The 18668-nt window shown below is 39.0% G+C and carries 15 protein-coding genes; 4 read left to right on the forward strand and 11 right to left on the reverse strand.

Annotation, left to right across the window (positions count from 1 at the left end):
* Positions 1-31: 31 nt before the first annotated feature.
* Positions 32-2695, reverse strand: a complete 2664-nt coding sequence (locus HXT41_RS01320; protein WP_116773744.1) for a DNA gyrase/topoisomerase IV subunit A — start codon at positions 2693-2695, stop codon at positions 32-34.
* A 161-nt stretch (positions 2696-2856) separates the two neighbouring features.
* Here HXT41_RS01320 and HXT41_RS01325 point away from each other — a divergent pair, with 161 nt between their 5' ends.
* The gene (locus HXT41_RS01325; protein ID WP_004111479.1) at positions 2857-4116 is read left to right on the forward strand and encodes an alkaline phosphatase family protein; all 1260 of its coding nucleotides are present in this window, start codon (positions 2857-2859) and stop codon (positions 4114-4116) included.
* A 134-nt stretch (positions 4117-4250) separates the two neighbouring features.
* On the opposite strand, the gene sepH is transcribed toward HXT41_RS01325, so the two are convergent.
* Entirely contained in the window at positions 4251-5459 is a 1209-nt protein-coding gene (sepH, locus tag HXT41_RS01330) for a septation protein SepH (protein WP_116773743.1), read from the reverse strand.
* A gap of 158 nt (positions 5460-5617) precedes the next feature.
* On the opposite strand from sepH, the gene HXT41_RS01335 reads away from it, so the two are divergent.
* From HXT41_RS01335 to HXT41_RS01345, 3 genes are all read left to right on the forward strand, one after another.
* Positions 5618-5911 (forward strand): DUF4193 domain-containing protein, encoded by a 294-nt coding sequence (locus HXT41_RS01335; protein WP_004111484.1) that lies wholly within the window; start codon positions 5618-5620, stop codon positions 5909-5911.
* Positions 5912-6391, forward strand: a complete 480-nt coding sequence (dut, locus tag HXT41_RS01340; protein WP_004106773.1) for a dUTP diphosphatase — start codon at positions 5912-5914, stop codon at positions 6389-6391.
* Positions 6392-6513: 122 nt separating this feature from the next.
* Positions 6514-8865 carry a RelA/SpoT family protein gene (locus HXT41_RS01345; RefSeq protein WP_116431719.1) on the forward strand — a complete coding sequence of 784 codons (2352 nt, stop codon included), beginning with the start codon at positions 6514-6516 and terminating at the stop codon, positions 8863-8865.
* A gap of 89 nt (positions 8866-8954) precedes the next feature.
* Here the strand turns inward: HXT41_RS01345 and HXT41_RS01350 are convergent, their stop codons facing one another.
* The 9 genes from HXT41_RS01350 to HXT41_RS01390 form a co-directional block, all read right to left on the reverse strand.
* Positions 8955-9236, reverse strand: a complete 282-nt coding sequence (locus tag HXT41_RS01350; protein WP_004119480.1) for an HU family DNA-binding protein — start codon at positions 9234-9236, stop codon at positions 8955-8957.
* A gap of 205 nt (positions 9237-9441) precedes the next feature.
* Entirely contained in the window at positions 9442-11877 is a 2436-nt protein-coding gene (locus HXT41_RS01355; protein WP_004111489.1) for a lysylphosphatidylglycerol synthase transmembrane domain-containing protein, read from the reverse strand.
* 15 nt (positions 11878-11892) lie between these two features.
* Positions 11893-13335: an adenylosuccinate lyase gene (purB, locus tag HXT41_RS01360; protein ID WP_012914127.1), complete on the reverse strand. Its 1443-nt coding sequence runs from the start codon at positions 13333-13335 to the stop codon at positions 11893-11895.
* A 62-nt stretch (positions 13336-13397) separates the two neighbouring features.
* Positions 13398-15005 (reverse strand): alpha/beta hydrolase, encoded by a 1608-nt coding sequence (locus tag HXT41_RS01365; protein ID WP_421788763.1) that lies wholly within the window; start codon positions 15003-15005, stop codon positions 13398-13400.
* Between the two features lies 1 nt (position 15006).
* Positions 15007-15195, reverse strand: coding sequence for a hypothetical protein (locus HXT41_RS01370; RefSeq protein ID WP_041160494.1), 189 nt, complete (start codon positions 15193-15195; stop codon positions 15007-15009).
* Positions 15196-15305: 110 nt separating this feature from the next.
* Positions 15306-15896: a DUF6466 family protein gene (locus HXT41_RS01375; protein ID WP_102155209.1), complete on the reverse strand. Its 591-nt coding sequence runs from the start codon at positions 15894-15896 to the stop codon at positions 15306-15308.
* Positions 15893-17008 carry a vWA domain-containing protein gene (locus HXT41_RS01380; protein WP_004111501.1) on the reverse strand — a complete coding sequence of 372 codons (1116 nt, stop codon included), beginning with the start codon at positions 17006-17008 and terminating at the stop codon, positions 15893-15895. The genes HXT41_RS01375 and HXT41_RS01380 overlap by 4 nt, the downstream gene beginning before the upstream one ends.
* A complete protein-coding gene (locus HXT41_RS01385) occupies positions 17005-18141 on the reverse strand; it encodes a vWA domain-containing protein (RefSeq protein WP_116440619.1) in 1137 nt (378 codons plus the stop codon). Before HXT41_RS01385 ends, HXT41_RS01380 begins: the two co-directional genes overlap by 4 nt.
* The gene (locus HXT41_RS01390; RefSeq protein WP_116994771.1) at positions 18141-18668 is read right to left on the reverse strand and encodes a hypothetical protein; all 528 of its coding nucleotides are present in this window, start codon (positions 18666-18668) and stop codon (positions 18141-18143) included. The genes HXT41_RS01385 and HXT41_RS01390 overlap by 1 nt, the downstream gene beginning before the upstream one ends.

The following is an 18668-nucleotide window of genomic DNA, read 5'->3' on the forward strand; positions in this document are numbered from 1 at the left end:
AAAAGTGTAAAACTAGCAAGCAAAAACATTACTACCCAATATGTGCAATTGGGGAAACAAGCTCAGTTCCAGAAGCGTCCCTACGCATATCTGGTTTAGGTAACTCAACATTGCTTCCGCCTTCCGTAACTGCTTGCAATGGATAGTATCCAACATATGCGTGTATCAACGTATCTTGACCTTTAAGGAATCTTTGCGAGCGCACGCCACCAGTTGCGCGACCTTTTGTTGGGTACATGTCAAATGGAGTAATCTTTGCAGAACCGTTTTCGGTTCCAGGAAGAGCTTCACTGTCTCCAGCAACGGTGAATACAACTGTTCCAGAAGCGGAGAATAAACCATTTTCACCTTCTTCGTAATGCCACTCTATTGATTTTTCTGGCACTACTGCGAAGGTTGCAACTTTAGCACCTTCTGCTAAACGAATGCCTGCCATTCCGCCTGCTGTGCGTCCTTGTGGTCTAACTTGTTTAGCGTCAAAGGTAAGTAATGAAGAATCACTACTAATGAACACGAGTCTGTCGTTGTCTTTTGCTGGAGCTGCGGCAATAACGGTGTCGTCGTCTTTTAAGTCAATTATGCTCCATGAATCCATGGTAGTTGGAGCTTCAAAATTCCATCTTTTAACTACACCGTTTCGTGTTCCAATTGCAAGTGGAGTAGCGTTTTGTGAGGCATCAAATGCTATTGCTGAAACTACGCGTTCTCCTCTTACTGGATCCGTGCTTTGCGTGGAAGTTAGCAGTTCTTGTGCTTTTACTCCGTGGTTGAGCAGCGCAGGTTTTCCTTCTTCATAGTTAAGTTGTGGCAAATCTGCAACATGAGCTAGAACTAGTCGACCAGATGAAGTAACAAGAGCACAAGTTGAACGCGTTGTTGTTGCAAACATTGTTTTACAAGGAGTGTTAAATACGTTGTTGTTGTGCGAATTCCAATGTTCTAACACTGCAATGCTTGTTCTGGCAATTAACCCTGAAGTGCTTAATGCTACTGCGCAAGGTTCGTCACTTAATTGCATTGCAACAGAAGATGCGTCAGCTTCTCCAGTTTTACGAGCTGCATTAGCTGCTGCAGCCAAATCTGCTTGAGTTGAAGTAATTTTATTTGCTGATTGAACGGCTTTAATCGCAATATCCTCACTGTTTTTATTTATGCTGGAGGCTACTGGAGTAAAACTACCATCTTCATTTTCGTCAAGCAAAATTGTTCTGCGTGGAGTATCCCATTGTTTAACTGCAGAATCCATATCTGCTATTACGACGTTGTCGAGTTTAGCTTCAGAACTTAATATTTGATTTAGCTCTTCAATTTTTTTGAGCAAATCGTCGCGTTCAGCTTCGAGCTCTATTCGGCTCATTTTAGTAAGTCTGCGAAGACGTAAGTCAAGAATATACTGTGCTTGAATTTCATCAAGATCGAATACTTTAATTAACTTAGTTTTTGCACTATCTGCATCTTCAGATGAACGAATGACCTGAATTACTTCATCAATATCAAGAAGTGCAAGAAGCAAGCCATCAACCAAATGTAAGCGTTCTTGAGCTTTTTTGCGCCTAAATTCGCTGCGTCTGCGTACCACGGTTCTGCGGTGAGAAATCCAAACGTCTAATAGCTCTCGCAAGCCCATTGTGTGAGGTCTACCGTCAACAAGTGCAACATTGTTAATAGTAAAGCTCTCTTGCAAAGGAGTGTGCTTAAAAAGTTGAGCAAGCACAGCGTTAGGATCAAAACCTGTCTTAATCTCAATAACAATACGAGTTCCGTTATGTCGATCTGTTAAATCAATAGCACCTGAAATACCGTCTAATTTTCTTGATTTAACTCCTTGAGAAATTCTTTCCAAAACGCGCTCTGGGCCAACCATAAACGGAAGTTCTGTAACAATAATAGCTTTTTTGCGAGCAGTAATATTTTCGATATGTGTTGTAGATCTTGTAGTGAATGCTCCGCGACCTGTTGCGTAAGCTTCGCGAATGCCACTTCGACCAATGATAATTCCTCCGCTAGGCCAGTCAGGTCCTGGAACTAGTTTCATAAGATCATCTAGGGTTGCATCAGGATGTTTCATAACATATTTTGCTGCAGCAACTACTTCGCCTAGATTATGCGTTGCCATATTTGTTGCCATGCCTACAGCAATTCCAGAAGCGCCATTTACTAAAAGATTTGGAATAGCTGCAGGAAGCACAGTAGGTTCTTTTAGTTTATTGTCGTAATTTGGTACAAAATCAACTGTGTCTTCGTTGATATCCGCGTTCATACCTAGTGATGCAGGAGCTAAACGCGCTTCGGTGTATCGAGAAGCTGCTGGACCGTCGTCAAGAGAGCCAAAATTACCGTGTCCGTCAACAAGCGGCAAGCGTAGGGAAAATGGTTGAGCTAGACGAACCATTGACTCATAGATTGCAGAATCACCGTGAGGATGAAGTTTACCCATTACTTCACCAACAACACGCGCTGATTTCATATAAGCATGATCAGGACTCAAATTCATATTGCCCATTTGATACACAATGCGTCGCTGCACTGGTTTCATTCCGTCTCGTGCGTCCGGTAAAGCTCGAGCATAAATAACTGAATAAGCATATTCCAAGAAGGATTTGCTCATTTCTTCGTTTAATGGTGTTTCAACAATATGCTCTTTAACTTTTCTTGGGTCGAAAGCTTGCTGTGTTGAGTGATGGCGTGAGGGCATATTTAGAACTCCTTGAATGACATTACGGCTATCAATCTTACCAATTTATATGCACAAACAGCATGTTTTTGCTGAATTTTTCAGCAATTTGACTAGTTATTTATATAAATATTTGTTATTCGCGTTTTGTTCAATGCAATATAAGTGGTTCAATAGTAAGTATGAGTGCTGAAATACCGTCTGAAAATGATCTTTTGCAATTTGTTGGTAATGTTAAGTACGGTGATTTTTCTAATTCCGCAGTTAATGAAAATTTTTCTTACGATTTTAATGAAAAAAATCTTGGTGGAGCGTTACATATATCTTCGGTTCTTCCAGCTTTAAGTGATGCAATAGATGCTCCTGTTAAAACAGCTATTCATAACGATCCACACGCTTTGCGAGAAAGTCTTGGTTTCCCTAAATCTAATTCTGCAATTGTAGTGTTAATAGATGGTTTAGGATACTGGAATATTCTTATGCGCAAAGGTCACGCTCCTTATTTACGATCCTTGCTTAACGAATCAATAAATCAACGACCAATTAGCACGTGCGTTCCAAGCACAACTGTTGCTGCAATGGCTACTTTTGGAACAGGCACATGTCCTGGTCTTACTTGCATGACCGGTTACACGCAAAAGAATTCTCAAACTGGTAAACTTGCGCAGCTTATTCAATTTAATGATGCGCCTGATCCGCTAGTTTTGCAGCAAGAGCCGACTATATTTGAAAGTTTAGTTTCTAATGGAGTCCGTGCAGATAGCGTGGGATTACCAAAGTTTGAAAATACTCCTCTTACCAAAGCTGCTTTTCGTGGAGCAAATTATATTACTGCTGGAACTCCTAGAGCTCGCATTCTTAAGGCTGCTAATAACAGTAAAACTCCAGGTTTAACTTATATGTATTTACGTGACGCTGATAAAACCGGTCATAATTATGGTTGGGATTCTCAGCAGTGGGTTTCTGTTTTTGAGCAAATTGACGAGCAGTTGCGTCTTTTGCGAGCAAATTGTGCTCCTGGAACATTAATTGTTATTACTGCAGATCATGGGATGATTAAATCCGATCCCAATAAGCGAATTGATATTGCTAAACATGATGAGCTGATAAAAGGCGTATCGATGGTTGGCGGTGAACCTCGTTCTGTAATGTTGTATGCTAACAGTGACGCAAATCCTGAAGATATTATTTACCGTTGGCGTGAATATTTTGGAACTAATGCAATTGTACGCAGTAAAAAACAAGCCATTGACGATGGTATTTTTGGTTTAGTAAACAACAGGGCAGAGGATGTTATTGGCGATGTTATTGTGCAAGCTTGTGGAGCTTACACAATTGTTGATTCTCGCATTCAATCTGATAAAGCTATGAGTTTACCTAGCGTTCATGGATCGATGACTCATATGGAAATGGATATTCCGTGCCTCATAGATTTAGTGTAAGCGATTTTTTGCTTCTATTATTGAGAATATTTTATAAATCGTAACTTAGCAAATAAAATGTGTGACACTCAAATTTTACTAAGAGTGTCACACATATTATTAATAAGCGAAAAATTTATTTTTAAACTTCTTATTTAGCTTTCGCCAAATAATATTTCATCCCAGCTTGGTACTGCTGCTCTTCCAGCTTTACGTTTATTGTGCTCAGAAGATGATTTTTCTTGGCCATTAGTATTAATTTCTTGATTATTTTTAGTAGAATTTTGATTACTTTCAGCAGCATTTTTTTGCAAATTCGTACTAACAATATCTGCTTTTTCAGCATTTTGAACTTTCGCAGCCAATGATTTTTGTGCTTCATTAGACGCATTGACGATTTTGCTATTCGTTTCGTTTCTATTAATAAATTCAGCATCTGGTTGTATTAGCGAAGTCTGCTGAGGATTATCTTCTTTAATAAATTGCGTATTTGTTTCAGTAGAACGCCTAGAATAGCCTTTTTCTAATACTTGCTGTATGTCAGAATTATTGTCCTGATTTTCGAAGGAAGATTGGGCTTGTGCATCTGCAAGTTTGTCACTGTTTCTAAGTTCCCATTGAGAAACAGCTCGTTCGATTCTGGCAGAACGAATAGAATTTCCTGGAAGCTCTTCAGTGTTGAATGGGAAATTAATGCTTACAGTGTCTCTATAAGCTCCACCATATGGAGATTGTTTAGAAGTATCCGCTGCATTAACATCTTCACCAAGCAATAATCTAGACGAAGGGTTCGCGCATGTAACAGAGTTGTCATGCATGTTCCATGTCCACTCAGCTTTAATAGTGCGAGTAGCAGTTTTGAAAGTAGCAGTAATTCGCCATGGCTCTAATCCTCTACGCGTTGCTTTCCATTGCACTGTTTCCATGCCAATATGTGCTTTAGCTAATGTTCTTTCAATTAAATCTGCAATAGTGCGCATATTGCTTTGTTTAGGAGCAGGTACTAGAAGGAACTGCTCAATTGCATACTGCTTTTCGGTTTCAACGCCTGCAGAAAAACGCCTAACTTGTGCTTCACTAACGTTGTATCTTTGCGCCACATGTGAAGGTGCAACTCCTGCGCGAATCAATGCCTGAATTTGCGAAATAGGCAATGTTGCATTAGATTGCATAGAATTTGTGCCAGCATCTGCTGAGTTATGTTCATCGCTGTTTTTACTCGTAATTTTATGTGAACCAGCGATGGCGCGTTCCAGCGTGTCGTCCACTTGAATACGTAACGGCGTGTTTTCACAAATGAAAATCAAATTACCGTCTGCGTCAATATGGTCGAAACTCGCCTCTTTTGGCGGATTTTCAAGCATTATGCACCACTTTCTTCGCTTTTAACAATACTATTTATATACTTTAGTCCATACACTGCATTCTTTACCATTTTATTTAAAATAAAAAATGTGTAATATACGGGGTAGCATTCGTGTATGCTATGCGCGTAAGTAGCTTTAAAAACGAAAGGACCATAATGGCACAGGATTATGATTCTCCTCGTAGCAAAGATGAGGACGAAGAGTCGTTGGAAGCTTTGAGTAAAGGTTCTCAAAATTCAAACAGCGATATTGACGATGATGAAAATGCTATTGCTGAAGACTACGAGTTGCCAGGTGCTGATTTAAGTAACGAAGATGCATCCGTAACTGTTATCCCTATGCAAGGCGATGAATTTATTTGTTCTGAATGCTTCTTAGTTAAGCATCGCAGCCAGTTAGCTGAAACTAATGCTGATGGTCAGCCTGTTTGCAAGGAGTGCGCAGCTTAAATGGCATATGACGAGACCTATACTGGCCCCGAACAGGTTGAGGTATTAATTAAGTATCTCGATGATGAAACATCTACATTACAGCCGCTTTGCTACGCGCATGCAGGTGATGCAGGTGCCGATTTAAGAACTACCCAAGATTTTACTTTGCGTCCTTTCCAGAGAGCACTTGTTCCTACTGGAGTTGCTATAGCTTTACCTGCAGGTTATGTTGCTTTAGTGCATCCTCGTTCTGGTTTAGCAGCAAAACAGGGTGTGACTGTGCTAAATGCACCTGGAACAGTTGATGCCGGGTATCGTGGTGAAATTAAGGTTCCTCTTATTAATTTAGATCCTGAGAACACAGTGCAATTCCATAAAGGTGATCGTATCGCTCAAATGGTTATACAACGTTATGTAGAAGCACAATTTATTCCCGCATCTAAATTACCTGAATCTGATCGCTCTGATAAAGGTTTTGGCTCCACTGGCGTACAATAATCTTTTTATAAATATCCGACCGGTTTTTAAAACTGAGTCGGATTTATTGTATGTATTTTTTGTTTTGGTAGTGTATTGAGCGAGTTGCAGGTAGGATAGTAAAAAGTACCAGGAGGTGCCAAATGGGTGAACTTCAAGAGGATGTAAAAGGATCCAATAGGCTCGGATGTGAAATCAGCGAAGATTCTCGAAATCCATTATTGCCAATATTGAGCATGTGCAAATGGCATCATCCTAATGAGGATATGAGCATTCTTCATAGAGCTTATGATCGTGCTGTAAAGCAGCATACAGGTCAAAGACGCAAATCTGGTGAGCCATACATTATTCATCCTCTTGCTGTAGCTCAAATTCTTGCAGATCTTGGAATGGGACCAATTGTTGTTGCTTCAGGATTATTACACGACACTGTAGAAGATACAGATTACACGCTAGAAGAATGTCGAGCTGAATTTGGCGATACTGTAGCAGGTCTTGTAGATGGTGTTACAAAAATATCCAACATGGAATATGGCGAAAGTGCTCAAGCAGAAACTATTCGTAAGATGGTTGTTGCAATGAGCCGCGATGTGCGAGTGCTTGTAGTAAAGCTTGCGGATCGTTTGCATAATGCTCGTACTTGGAGGTATGTTAAGCCATCAAGTTCACATAAAAAAGCAAGAGAAACTCTTGACGTATATGCGCCTCTTGCTAACCGTTTAGGCATGAATGCAATTAAAACTGAACTTGAAGAGCTGAGTTTTAAAGTACTGTATCCAAAAATTTATAATGAAATTGTTGTTTTAGTTGCTCGTAGAGCAGGTCAGCGTGAAGTTTATTTACGACAAATTCTTGAAGAAATTAATGCAGATCTTGCAGAACAACATGTTAAAGCATCGGTAAAAGGTCGACCAAAAGATTATTTCTCTATTTACCAAAAGATGATCGTTCGAGGTCATGATTTTGCTAATATTTACGATTTAGTTGGTGTGAGAATAATAGTCGATTCTATTCGTGACTGTTATGCAGCATTAGGTGCAGTGCATGCTCGATGGAGCCCTGTTCCAGGACGTTTTAAGGATTACATTGCAACTCCAAAGTTGAATATGTATCAAAGCTTGCATACTACAGTTGTAGGCCCTGGTGGAAAGCCAGTAGAGATTCAAATACGCACATGGGATATGCATAGGCGTGCTGAATTCGGCATCGCAGCTCATTGGAAGTACAAAGCTAATGGTCAGGCTGGTCGCGCTTTAAGTAAGCCTGATAATGATGATTTAAAACGCGAAAATAATATTGATGACAAAAAAGAGCTTAGCGAAGCAGATAATCTTAAGTGGATTCAACAGCTTGCTGATTGGACTAGTGAGACTCCAGATTCAGATGAATTCTTAGGTTCATTAAAACAAGATCTTGGTGCTTCTGAAGTTTATGTTTTTACTCCAAAGGGGAGTATTGTTGCGCTTCCGCAGGATGCAACTCCTGTTGATTTTGCATATTCTGTGCATACTGAAGTTGGTCACCGCATGATGGGTGCGCGTGTAAATGGACGCTTGGTTCCTCTTGATACGAAACTTTCAAACGGTGACACTGTAGAGGTGCTTACTTCAAAGTCGGATACAGCTGGACCATCTCGCGATTGGCTGAGTTTTGTAAAATCTCCTCGTGCTCGAAATAAAATACGTCAATGGTTTAGCAAGGAACGCCGCTCTGAGGCGATTGAAGAGGGCAAGGATGAGCTAACTCGCGCTATGCGTAAACGTAACTTGCCTTTAACTACTTTGATGACGCAGCAGGCATTAATTGGCGTTGCTGATGAATTGAATTTGCCTACTAATGTTGAGTCTTTATATGCGGCTATTGGCGAAGGTCAAGTTTCTACACAGAATGTTATTTCGCGTTTAGTAAAAGATGCGGGCGCTGATGAAGTTGCAGAAGAAGTAGAACAAGAAGCATTGCCTTTACGCCATGTTGAGCGCAGCCATAAGTCTAACGGTGCTTTGGGAGTATCAGTTAAGGGTGTTGGAGACGTTTGGGTCAAGCTTGCAAAATGTTGCATGCCAGTTCCAGGAGATATGATTATTGGTTTTATAACACGAAACCAAGGTGTGTCTGTGCATAGGACTGACTGCCAGAACATGCTCGATTTGCAAAAAACTCAATCAGAGCGCGTTATTCCTGTTCAATGGACTAGCGATAAAGGCTTGTTCTTGGTTAAGGTCCAAGTTGAAGCATTGGATCGACAACATCTTCTTTCGGATGTTACTCGCGTTCTTTCAGATCATGGAGTAAATATTCTTTCCGGAACTATTGCTACAGGCGATGACCGTGTTGCAACAAGTCAATTTACCTTTGAAATGGCAGATCCTCAGCACTTAGCAACTCTACTTGCTGCTATCCGTAAAATTGAAGGCGTTTTTGACGTTTACCGCATTACGGGAGCAAAAGATAGCGCAGAGCCGCGTTTGCGAAAAATGGAACGAGGAAATCTATAAAAGATGGGCACCCCAGCTTTGGAGTGCCCATCTTTGTTTTTGCGCAAATAGTATTTGTTTAATGTAATAAATACGAAAAACGCTTAATTTCAGGCAGTAACAGCCTTCTTCAACAAGGAGCCAGCGGAAATACGTACACCGTAAGAAGCTGGAATCTTGATGGTTTCACCGGTACGCGGGTTGCGGCCAGTGCGCTCAGCACGCTTTACGCGTTCTGCGGAGAACAGACCAGTAAGCTTCAAACCTTCACCGGACTGTAAAGCCTCAACGAACACATCCTGGAATGCGTTGACGGCGGCTTCGGCCTGTGCCTTGGTCAGGTTGGACTTCTGTGCGATCTTAGAAACGAGATCAGACTTGTTGTATGCCATGCAGCATCCTTTGTGTCAGGGGACCTTCTCTTCAAAGGTCACGTTCATACTAGATATTAGTACATTTTCCCTACAAATGTAGCCATTTTTGCAATTTTCTTAATATTTTTTATTTATTTTTTGCTATTTTTTATTTAAAACGTACTTGCATTGAAACAGATACGATATTTGCTAATAAAAATACACAAATGTTTGTAAATCTCACTTATATAAGCTCATTATTGCTGAGCCACTTCATTGCAAACGCGCCTAACGGAATTCTCAACCAGTAGAACATAAGCCTATACAGAAGAGTGGCAGACAAAGCAACTGTTGGAGGAACACCTACAGATGTAAATGCGAAAGTAAGAGAAGCTTCAACAGCACCCAAGCCGCCTGGCGTAGGCACTGCCGATCCAGCAGCGTTAGCAAGTAAGAATAGTAAGATTGTTTCCCAAGGATTTGCGTAATATCCAAATGCAAGCAAAGAAATCCAATAACCCAATCCAATGCATGAAACAAGCACAATAGCACCAAAAGAGCCTGCAATAAGTTGCATAGGATGTGAAATAAGTTCCTTAATTTGATGGCCGTAATCAGATAATATTGGCAAATAATGCTTTCGAATTGCTTTACGAGCGGACGGAATAACCATTAAAACACAAACTATAAGTGTGATTATTCCAATGAAAGTAATGAGCATATGAGTAGGAATCATTCCAGAAAGCACATTTTTACCAGTGAAAACGCCTATAGAAAGTAATACTAAAGTTGTCATTAATGCTTGAATAAGCCATACTGCACTAGTAATTGCTGTAGCTTGAGCTGAAGTGTACCCGCTTTTCTTTAATAATTGCATATTTACAAATGCAGGACCAACACCAGCAGGCATAGAAACTGCTGTGAAACCAGTAGCTGCTTGAGATGCAAACAAAACATGTGCAGAAGGTTTTTGATCATCCATGAATGAGCCGAGAGTAATTGCAGATCCAATCCAAGCAAACATGCTGCAAGCAAAGCACATAAATACCATTACATTATCTGCGTGACGCAAGGCAGCAAATACTTCCTGAGGATGCCACTGTGTAGCAATAACAGCGACAGCAACAATCGAAAGAACCAAGCTAACAAAGAAACGTATATTGAAGCGCGCTAAACGCACAGTATCATAATCTTCTTCATCTGTGTGTAAAGCAACTATTTGACTTAACTTATTGCAAAGATTTTGGAAAACTTTTTTATTCCAAGATGGCAAAGATCTCGTGGAAGCAGGAATAGCAGCTTTCTGCATAAAAGGCAATAGTGCAGATAACTTTTCTGCACCCCATGTGTTAATAGCAGCTTTAAGAGCAGTGTCAATATCTGTGCAAGATGCAATAAGCGTTAAAAGCTGAACTTTATCAAGTGCAATATTTGTATCATCGCTGGCAACGTCGCCGTTTTGCCAACCTGCAATAACTGGTGTTCCGTCTTCAAGTCTAGCAATAGTTTCAGGAGTGATGCGTCTATGTGTAATACCGCGAGTGTTAGCAGCATCTACATAACGCATTAATTTTGCTGCATCATCAATAGTTAAAGTGTTCAAATTGCAAGGCAGTAGAGCGTTAGAAGCGTGAAAAACCATTATTGAAGATTTATCACTGTCGCTTACTCCATAAACATTCGCTGTTGGCAAATGCATATTTCGTAAAACAAGAAGCATAGAAAGGTGGTGATGAACAGAATGTCTAGCAGAACGATCTCTACGAGTTGGTATATCTACTAAACGCACCCACTGCCATAATTGATTTAAATAACCTGGTAAATGAACTTGATTATCTAATACTGAAATTACATAACGTATGCCGTGGATGTCTGTTGCATCATACAATCTTGAATTTTCAATTAAATCGTCATCAAGACTTGAACGAAGAACTCCAGTATGATCAGCTTGCTGAGTTCTACGAGTTAATTGAGTAAGATTATCTATGCCAATATTTTTTAAAGCAAGAACAATATCGTCACCCCAAGCACCCTTACTGCGTGTGCCTTTTGCGAAACGAATAAGCGTACCAATTGCTCTTCCTAAGCAACATGATACAAGAATAGCAGAGTAGGAATCCCAAGATGAAAATAGAAGTATTGCTGTAACAATGAATAAAGCATTCCAGCCCCACATTACATGCTTATATTCGCGTCTAGGACCACTAACTGTAAGAAAAGCAACCAGAACAGCATACATGTCTGGAAGCAAATCAGCCCAAGTGTTATTAGACCGCATTTGTAAAGATTCAATCAAAGCTATATTGTGTGTAGAAAATATCGCAATAGATAACAGCCATACTGAACCATAACTTATAAACAGCGTAATAACAGAAATAGCGGTATCAATCCAACGCCTGTCAGAAACCATGTGTGCAATAACTTCTGCAACAACAATAAGAGTAAGACCTTGCTGTATCAGAACAAATGAAAGATTATTAAAAGATAATCCTATAATTTGAGTAGCACTTCGTGCATCAATCTTCATAGCATCAGCCGTTGCTGATAAACACATTGACGACAACAAAGTAAAAACGCCAATTACAACTGATGATATTGCATACAACAAATCAGCCCAACTACGTACTAAGCTAGGCTGAGTATCTTCAATAACAAGATTTGGATTTATGCTAGATTGCATGGCTTTACCGTCTACTTAATCAATAAAGTCCACCAATTGTGAAGCAAATCCAGTGTAAGATTCTGGTGTCATTGCTTGCAAACGAGCTGCAGTATTGGCATCAAAGTTACGAGATTTAATGAATTCTTCTACGTCACTTTGTGAAATATGGTGACCGCGCATTAATTCTTTTACTTGCTCATATGGTCGTTCCATACCAGGTACGCCAGCAATTTCTTCAGCACGCATTGCTGTTTGAATTGGCTCTCCAAGAACTTCCCAATTTTCGTCTAATTCTTTTGCCATAAATTCTTTATTAGGATGAATAGACTTCAAACCGCCTAAAAGATTATTCAAAGCAAGAAGAGCATAGCCGAAAGCTGAGCCAACATTCCTTTGAGTAGTAGAGTCTGTAAGATCACGCTGCCAGCGGCTTTCAGTAAGAGTTGCACATAATGTGTCAAACAGTGAGCAAGAAATCTCAAGATTAGCTTCAGCGTTCTCAAAACGAATAGGGTTAACCTTATGAGGCATAGTAGAAGATCCTGTAGCTCCCTTTACAGGAACTTGCACAAAAATACCTCTGGAAATATACATCCATACGTCAACTGCAAGATTATGCAGAATATGGTTTATGTGACTTACAGTGCTATAAAGTTCAGCCTGCCAATCGTGGCTTTCAATTTGAGTTGTTAATGGATTCCATTGAAGACCCATTCTATTTTCAACAAACTCTTGAGATACGCTAATCCAATCAACTTCTGGGAAAGCAGCTAAATGAGCTCCAAAAGTTCCTGTAGCACCATTCAACTTTCCTAAATACTCTTGAGTATCAAGATGACGAAGTTGACGACGCAAACGATATGCAAACACTGCCAATTCCTTACCTAAAGTAGTTGGAGTAGCAGGCTGGCCATGAGTTAACGAAAGCATAGATAAATCTCTATATTCGTTAGCATTCTTAACTAAATAATCAACTATCGCTTCTAAATTCGGACGATAAACGTTTAAAACAGCTTGCTTTACGCAACGCGCAATAGAAAGATTATTAATATCTTCACTTGTGCATGAAAAATGTACTAAAGTTTTTAAATTTGAAAGCTCAGTAGCATGACCAAGCTTATTTTCTGCTTCGTCTAACGCATCGTCAATGTAGTATTCAACAGCTTTAACATCGTGATGAGTAATAGCCTCATGCGCAGCATGACGAGCAATTCCTTCAGCATCAAAATTTTCAGGAATAGAACGTAAATATGAGCATTCTTCATCAGTTAAAGGATTAACACCCTTAACAATTGGCTGGAATTGATTAGCTTCATAACCATTTGCGAGAAGAATCATCCACTCAACTTCTACACGCATGCGCTCGCGATTTAACGCAGGTTCGCTTAAATATTCAACGAGTGTGGATGTTTGATTATGATAACGTCCATCGAGAGGAGTCAGAGCTATTGCAGGAGAAATATCGGTAAGCTTCATAGTTTTAAGGTTACATCATGCTGCGAATTAGCTTAATTTTGCTCAATAAGAATTTAATTATTTTATTTTTTCATTACTCCTTGCCACAATGTAGTACTTTGCAATTTGCCATTAATAGTATTCTGAAAATGTCGATCTTGCTCGCGCACACTTTTAGATCCGAGTTGAAGAGCATCTTCATAAGCTGCAGTATGGTAATGCAAATCATGAGTTAAAGTTCTTTCTTCTGGAACGTCATTAACGAATATTCCGTCATTATTGAATTTTTTAGTCGAATATTGTTTGCCAGAAAAACGCGTGACTCCAGGAGGTAAAGAACGCTTAGATTCTTTAACATGAATTGCATGACCGTGAATAGTCACCCAATTATTTCTACGAGGATTCTCTTTGCCATCTAAAGAAGGCACAATCTCATCGTCCATCTCAATACTAGTAACCCAAGTTTTCTTAGGAATTGGATGATTTGCAATAGGAGATCCAGCAGTAACAACATGCTGTATGTTGTATTGCTTAGCGTAATCGCTTGCAATGCTTGCTGCAACAATACCTCCTTGAGAATGTCCTACTAAAGCAACAGGCTCGTTAGATTTAATTCCAGAACGTTTCATAGCTTCTACAACCATTCGAGTGCTATCAGCTTGTTTTCTAACTAAAGAACTATGACTCATTACTTCTGCGTTTTGTGCCCAACCAAAAGGAGAGTGTGCTTTACCGTCAGTTCCTGGAATTATTACTAACCATGACGAACTGCCATCGCTGCGCCTAAAACGTTGAATTGCAATAGTAGCAGCATCTGGATTAACAAGTGGTGGTCTAACGCCCAAATTTTCGCTTCCAAGTTCCGTTAAATTTTCTAAAGTTTCAAGCAGATTACGTCCAGGTCTAGCAAGAACAGATCCAGGTTTTCTCCACATCTCATTTACTTTAGTGAGAAGTAAATTATTACCTTGCTTTCGATCATTAATAGGCGCGCTTACGAAGCTAAGAGCACTAGAAATAAATGGAATAGCTTGTGATAAATATTTTTGAGCATTGGATAAAAAGTTTAGTGAGGTTTCACGCTCTTTTTTATTTATGGGGCCTTTCGCATTTCCGGCAATAAATATTGGCAAACTTGTAATAGGATTTAAAATAAGGTGCTGCGATAAACCTCGAATAATTCCTTGTTGTATATTCTTAGTTGTGTAGGACCATCTAGCAAGATTTTGGAAACCTGAATGATTTTTATTATCTTGATTAACGGCGAGACCTGCGGACAATAAAACATGTAAAGCAAAAATAGGGTTTGCAAGAGCCAAGAAAGAAATTTTATTGTCTAACTCGGCTTTTGCACGAAATTCTGCATCTTCATACAAATTATTTGCTCTTGCAATAAGAAAAGCAAGATTTTCTAAATTTTGAGACATTAAATAACATTTATGAGCATATTCATGACATATGCTTTCAGTTAAAAATGATTGCGAAGAATCATGAATATATGCTCCTGATTCTTTTTGTATACCATAATTTTGACCGGCAATAACCATCGCTGCATTAAGCCATAAATTTTTTAGCGTAAGTAATTCTTTAGCAATATTATTGAGTTTTCTGGAAAAACTAATATACGCTTCTCTATCAGCAACGCTAAGCGTCATTCCACCTACAACAGAGGACTTAACTTTCCAAGACATACTATATTCCTCCGCGAATGTTATATAACGCATACGCTTGTGCAGAAATATTTTTCATACTATGACGAAAATGTTCGGCTGCAAGCCCTTGCCAATCTTCTAATTCAGTCGCTGCGGATTCTGCCATAACGCAGCGAGCGCACTCTTGAGTGCGTTGTATAAGCCATTGCCATTCGTAATATGTGTGCATAATCGTTATTACACACGTTTATTAATGAAAAGTCACTAAAAAATATTCAATGTGGTTAAAAGGTTATTAATGCTTATTGCTTCGCTTATAGATAATCGTTGAAGATTTAATTACCAAGGCTTATTGCTGCTTTCATCAGTTTTAGTACGTTTTTCTGTCTTTTCTAAACCTTGCTGGTCTTCTTGATTCTGTGAAGATTGAGAATCCACATGATCGTTCTGTTTTAGCAAGTTTTCAACTTTATTGCGCTGAGCATTGCTCAATTGAGGCTTAGACGAATCTGACTGCTTTTTATCTTTAGAAGAATTGTTAGAATTATCGTTTTTAAAATGATTGTTATGCTTTTTCGGTTTCTGTTGCTTATTAGTATTGTTTTGATTCTGCTTTAATTTTTCTGTTAACTTTCGTGATAATTCAGCATTTTTGTCAATACTATTTCGAAGTTGAGGAAGCAGTATCATTTCTTGAGATTTAGCATCATCAAATTGCGCATCAGTTTGCTGTTGCTGAGTTAAAAGCACATTCTTGTCGCTATCGATACTCTTAGCAGATTTTATGTTAGAAATAAGGCTATCCGTAGCAGTATTATACGCGTATTGTGCTCTCCAATTTACGATAGCAAAATACGCTACGAATATCGCAATAATCAAGAACAAAAATGTAACAATGCGAATAATTGTGCGACTAGACATGTGCTTCATACTAATTTCCTTGAAGTTATAAACCACGACATTAATTCCCAAATTAAAAGTATCGACGCAAATATTGCAAACGGCCAAATAATTGGTTCAGGTCTCAAACGAGGTTTTGCTGTCTCGTTCATTCTCCATTGGTGTGAAAGAATTGGTTTTGCTTCGTCTCCAAATGTTACGTTTAAAGATGAGTGCATATACTTGCCGCTAAGCTCATCGGCAATATTTCGCAAGTTCTTTTCATCAAGCTTTGAAATTCCAGGATTTCCTGTAGCAGGATCAATAACCCATTGATTAGAGGTATTGTCTTCGCTGTAGTCGTCAAGTTGCAGCTGTGTTTTTTCCAAAGGTATTTTAGCTCCTTTAGATGAGCCTATTCCAATAACAAATGCGTTAGTAATATAAGCTCTGAGCGATGAAAATGTGCGGCGCTTTCGTTGTGTTGTTTCCTCACCATCGCTTAAAACATACAAAACTGTTGTATCATCTGGATGAGCATCATGTATAGCTTTTGCAGTAAGCAAAGTTTGATCTATAGGAGCGTCAAGACTAGTTCCAGTAGCTACGCTAGTTGGTTCAGTTCGTAAAGTATTTATCCAATTGTCAACTGCTCTAGCATCAGGCGTTAATGGAACATCGACAGACGTAGAAGCACCAAAAGAAATAGCAGCAAAACTTGAGTTAGCATAGGATTTTGTTATTTGACGAATAATATTCCTTGCTGCATCAATACGCTCAATCTTACTATTTTTTGCATAATCAGCGTCTTTTGCTCTCATTGAACCTGTTATATCTAGAGCAATAATCACGTTTGTTGCATTTACTGCTCTTTGTAAAGTTGAACGCATAATACTTGGAGATAGCACGCAAATTATTAGCATTATGCATATGCCAATACGTCTTAATCTCATGCAAAAAGTTTCATCACTTGATCCAGGTTTCCTACGTATAGGCACAATTTCAAAAAACATTGCTGCCAACAAAACTAATATTGCAATAATCGCAATAATCCAGCCATATGATGGAGAAAAAACCAACTGACCTGCTTGAGAAGTGTCAGAAGCTTCAATTTTAGCGTGTGCAAACAGTAGGGTAGTAGCAGAAAATAGTGTTGTTGTCATCGCTTCATCCTCTTTGCAATAGCTAACCAAATCACAACGCTAAACACAGTAAGCAAAACCCAAAGACCAGGATCGTCGCTAAATGCAGACTGAGCAGTGCCTTGAGGAATTGCAGTATGTCTTTTTTCAATTTCTTTTACTAAATTAATAACAGAATCAGAATTGCGTTGAGAAAGGAAAATTCCACCATGAGATTCAATAAGCTGTTTCATTTCTAACGTAGCATCATCATTCTCATTCTGTTTTGCGCCGGAATATAACCCGTCGACAGTAATTTTAGCTTGCTTTGTTAAATCTAAAGCTTGCTTTAATGAGTAAGTTTGTTTTCCAGAAACAACATTATCTGTAGCAAGAACAATGGAAGCACTTCTATTAAAACGGCTTTGTATTTTATGGTTATTATGAGCAGAACCATAAATAAAACCTGGAAGCATTGCTGCGCAACTAACTAAACCGTCTCCAATAAGAGATGTTGCGTTTTTGCGATTTTGAGTTCCTTCAAGCCAGTCAGAAATTTCCTGATATTGGCGTTGTTGTAAACGATTAATACGACTTTGCGATTGAACTCCGCCAAGCAAATTTGCAGCATATTGCAATTGTTTTTTAGCTAGTCGATAATCGTCAGTCAGTGGAAAAACTGTTCTAGATGTGGAGTTAAAAATGCTTAATCCAATGCGTTCACCCTGAAAATGCTCAATAAAATTAAGATACGCTTGAATTACTTCGCGATCATATGGTAAAGCAGAACCTGAAACGTCTAAGCATAAAACAATGTCTCTAGAACTAACTTGCTCGTTCGCATTAAACACTCGGGCTGGTCTAGAAGCAACAGCAAGCGAACTGCATAAAGATACTACCAATGCAGCTGCAGCAAACCTTCTAAACATTCGCCACATATACCATGAATGACTAGTAGTAGTTCCTTGTAGATCATTGTCAAAAGTAAAAGTATAGAATTTTCGCGTAATATTACTAGTTTGACTCTTATACTTCTTTTTTAAAATATTGCTACGAATGGAATCTAAAATTAGTAAGATAGCAAAAATTGCTACAGAAATAACAACGCCTGCAACAAAAAGCAAAGGCCATTGCCATCTCCATGGCCATATGTATTCCCAAACATTATTACTCATCAACGTTTGTCCTTCGTTTGCCAGCCTTCAAGCAATACTAAAACCCATTCAGCAGCCTGCTCAACAGTAGTATTTCGCGCTTGCTCGTTTGCTTTGCGATCAGCAAATTCTGGAGGATACAAAGCAGATATTGTTTGGCGTAACATATCAGCACCTTTTTTATTGCGCCATTTCAAACGCAAAGAAGCCAATTCTCCCAAAGTGTGAGTTTGAATATCTTCACCGCTCATCTTCGAAACATATAATCTAGCAATAGAAGCCAATTCTGCACAAGCCTGATCTTTAGTAAGTTCATTGTTATGATACTTCTCAACAATCGCATCAATATCTTTACGCCAAGCTTGTTTGTCTACATTATGAACGTGAACTGCTTCTGTAGAATTGCTACTTTCAGTTAATTTTTTTGGCTTTTTAAAAGAAAAATATAAAACCGCAAAAGCAATAAAGATAACAACAAACGATGCAGAAAGTAGTATTAAAAAAAGCGTTTCATCATGTAAGGGCTTTTGAATATCTTCCAGGCTCAT

The organism is Gardnerella sp. DNF01189 (assembly GCF_049244195.1).
Lineage (GTDB): Bacteria > Actinomycetota > Actinomycetes > Actinomycetales > Bifidobacteriaceae > Bifidobacterium > Bifidobacterium swidsinskii.

Coding starts and splice junctions, on each gene's coding strand:
- HXT41_RS01320 (WP_116773744.1), bottom strand. CDS start 2,695: ATGCCCTCACGCCATCACTCAACACAGCAAGCTTTCGACCCAAGAAAA.
- HXT41_RS01325 (WP_004111479.1), top strand. CDS start 2,857: ATGAGTGCTGAAATACCGTCTGAAAATGATCTTTTGCAATTTGTTGGT.
- sepH (WP_116773743.1), bottom strand. CDS start 5,459: ATGCTTGAAAATCCGCCAAAAGAGGCGAGTTTCGACCATATTGACGCA.
- HXT41_RS01335 (WP_004111484.1), top strand. CDS start 5,618: ATGGCACAGGATTATGATTCTCCTCGTAGCAAAGATGAGGACGAAGAG.
- dut (WP_004106773.1), top strand. CDS start 5,912: ATGGCATATGACGAGACCTATACTGGCCCCGAACAGGTTGAGGTATTA.
- HXT41_RS01345 (WP_116431719.1), top strand. CDS start 6,514: ATGGGTGAACTTCAAGAGGATGTAAAAGGATCCAATAGGCTCGGATGT.
- HXT41_RS01350 (WP_004119480.1), bottom strand. CDS start 9,236: ATGGCATACAACAAGTCTGATCTCGTTTCTAAGATCGCACAGAAGTCC.
- HXT41_RS01355 (WP_004111489.1), bottom strand. CDS start 11,877: ATGCAATCTAGCATAAATCCAAATCTTGTTATTGAAGATACTCAGCCT.
- purB (WP_012914127.1), bottom strand. CDS start 13,335: ATGAAGCTTACCGATATTTCTCCTGCAATAGCTCTGACTCCTCTCGAT.
- HXT41_RS01365 (WP_421788763.1), bottom strand. CDS start 15,005: ATGTCTTGGAAAGTTAAGTCCTCTGTTGTAGGTGGAATGACGCTTAGC.
- HXT41_RS01370 (WP_041160494.1), bottom strand. CDS start 15,195: ATGCACACATATTACGAATGGCAATGGCTTATACAACGCACTCAAGAG.
- HXT41_RS01375 (WP_102155209.1), bottom strand. CDS start 15,896: ATGAAGCACATGTCTAGTCGCACAATTATTCGCATTGTTACATTTTTG.
- HXT41_RS01380 (WP_004111501.1), bottom strand. CDS start 17,008: ATGACAACAACACTATTTTCTGCTACTACCCTACTGTTTGCACACGCT.
- HXT41_RS01385 (WP_116440619.1), bottom strand. CDS start 18,141: ATGAGTAATAATGTTTGGGAATACATATGGCCATGGAGATGGCAATGG.
- HXT41_RS01390 (WP_116994771.1), bottom strand. CDS start 18,668: ATGAGCCTGGAAGATATTCAAAAGCCCTTACATGATGAAACGCTTTTT.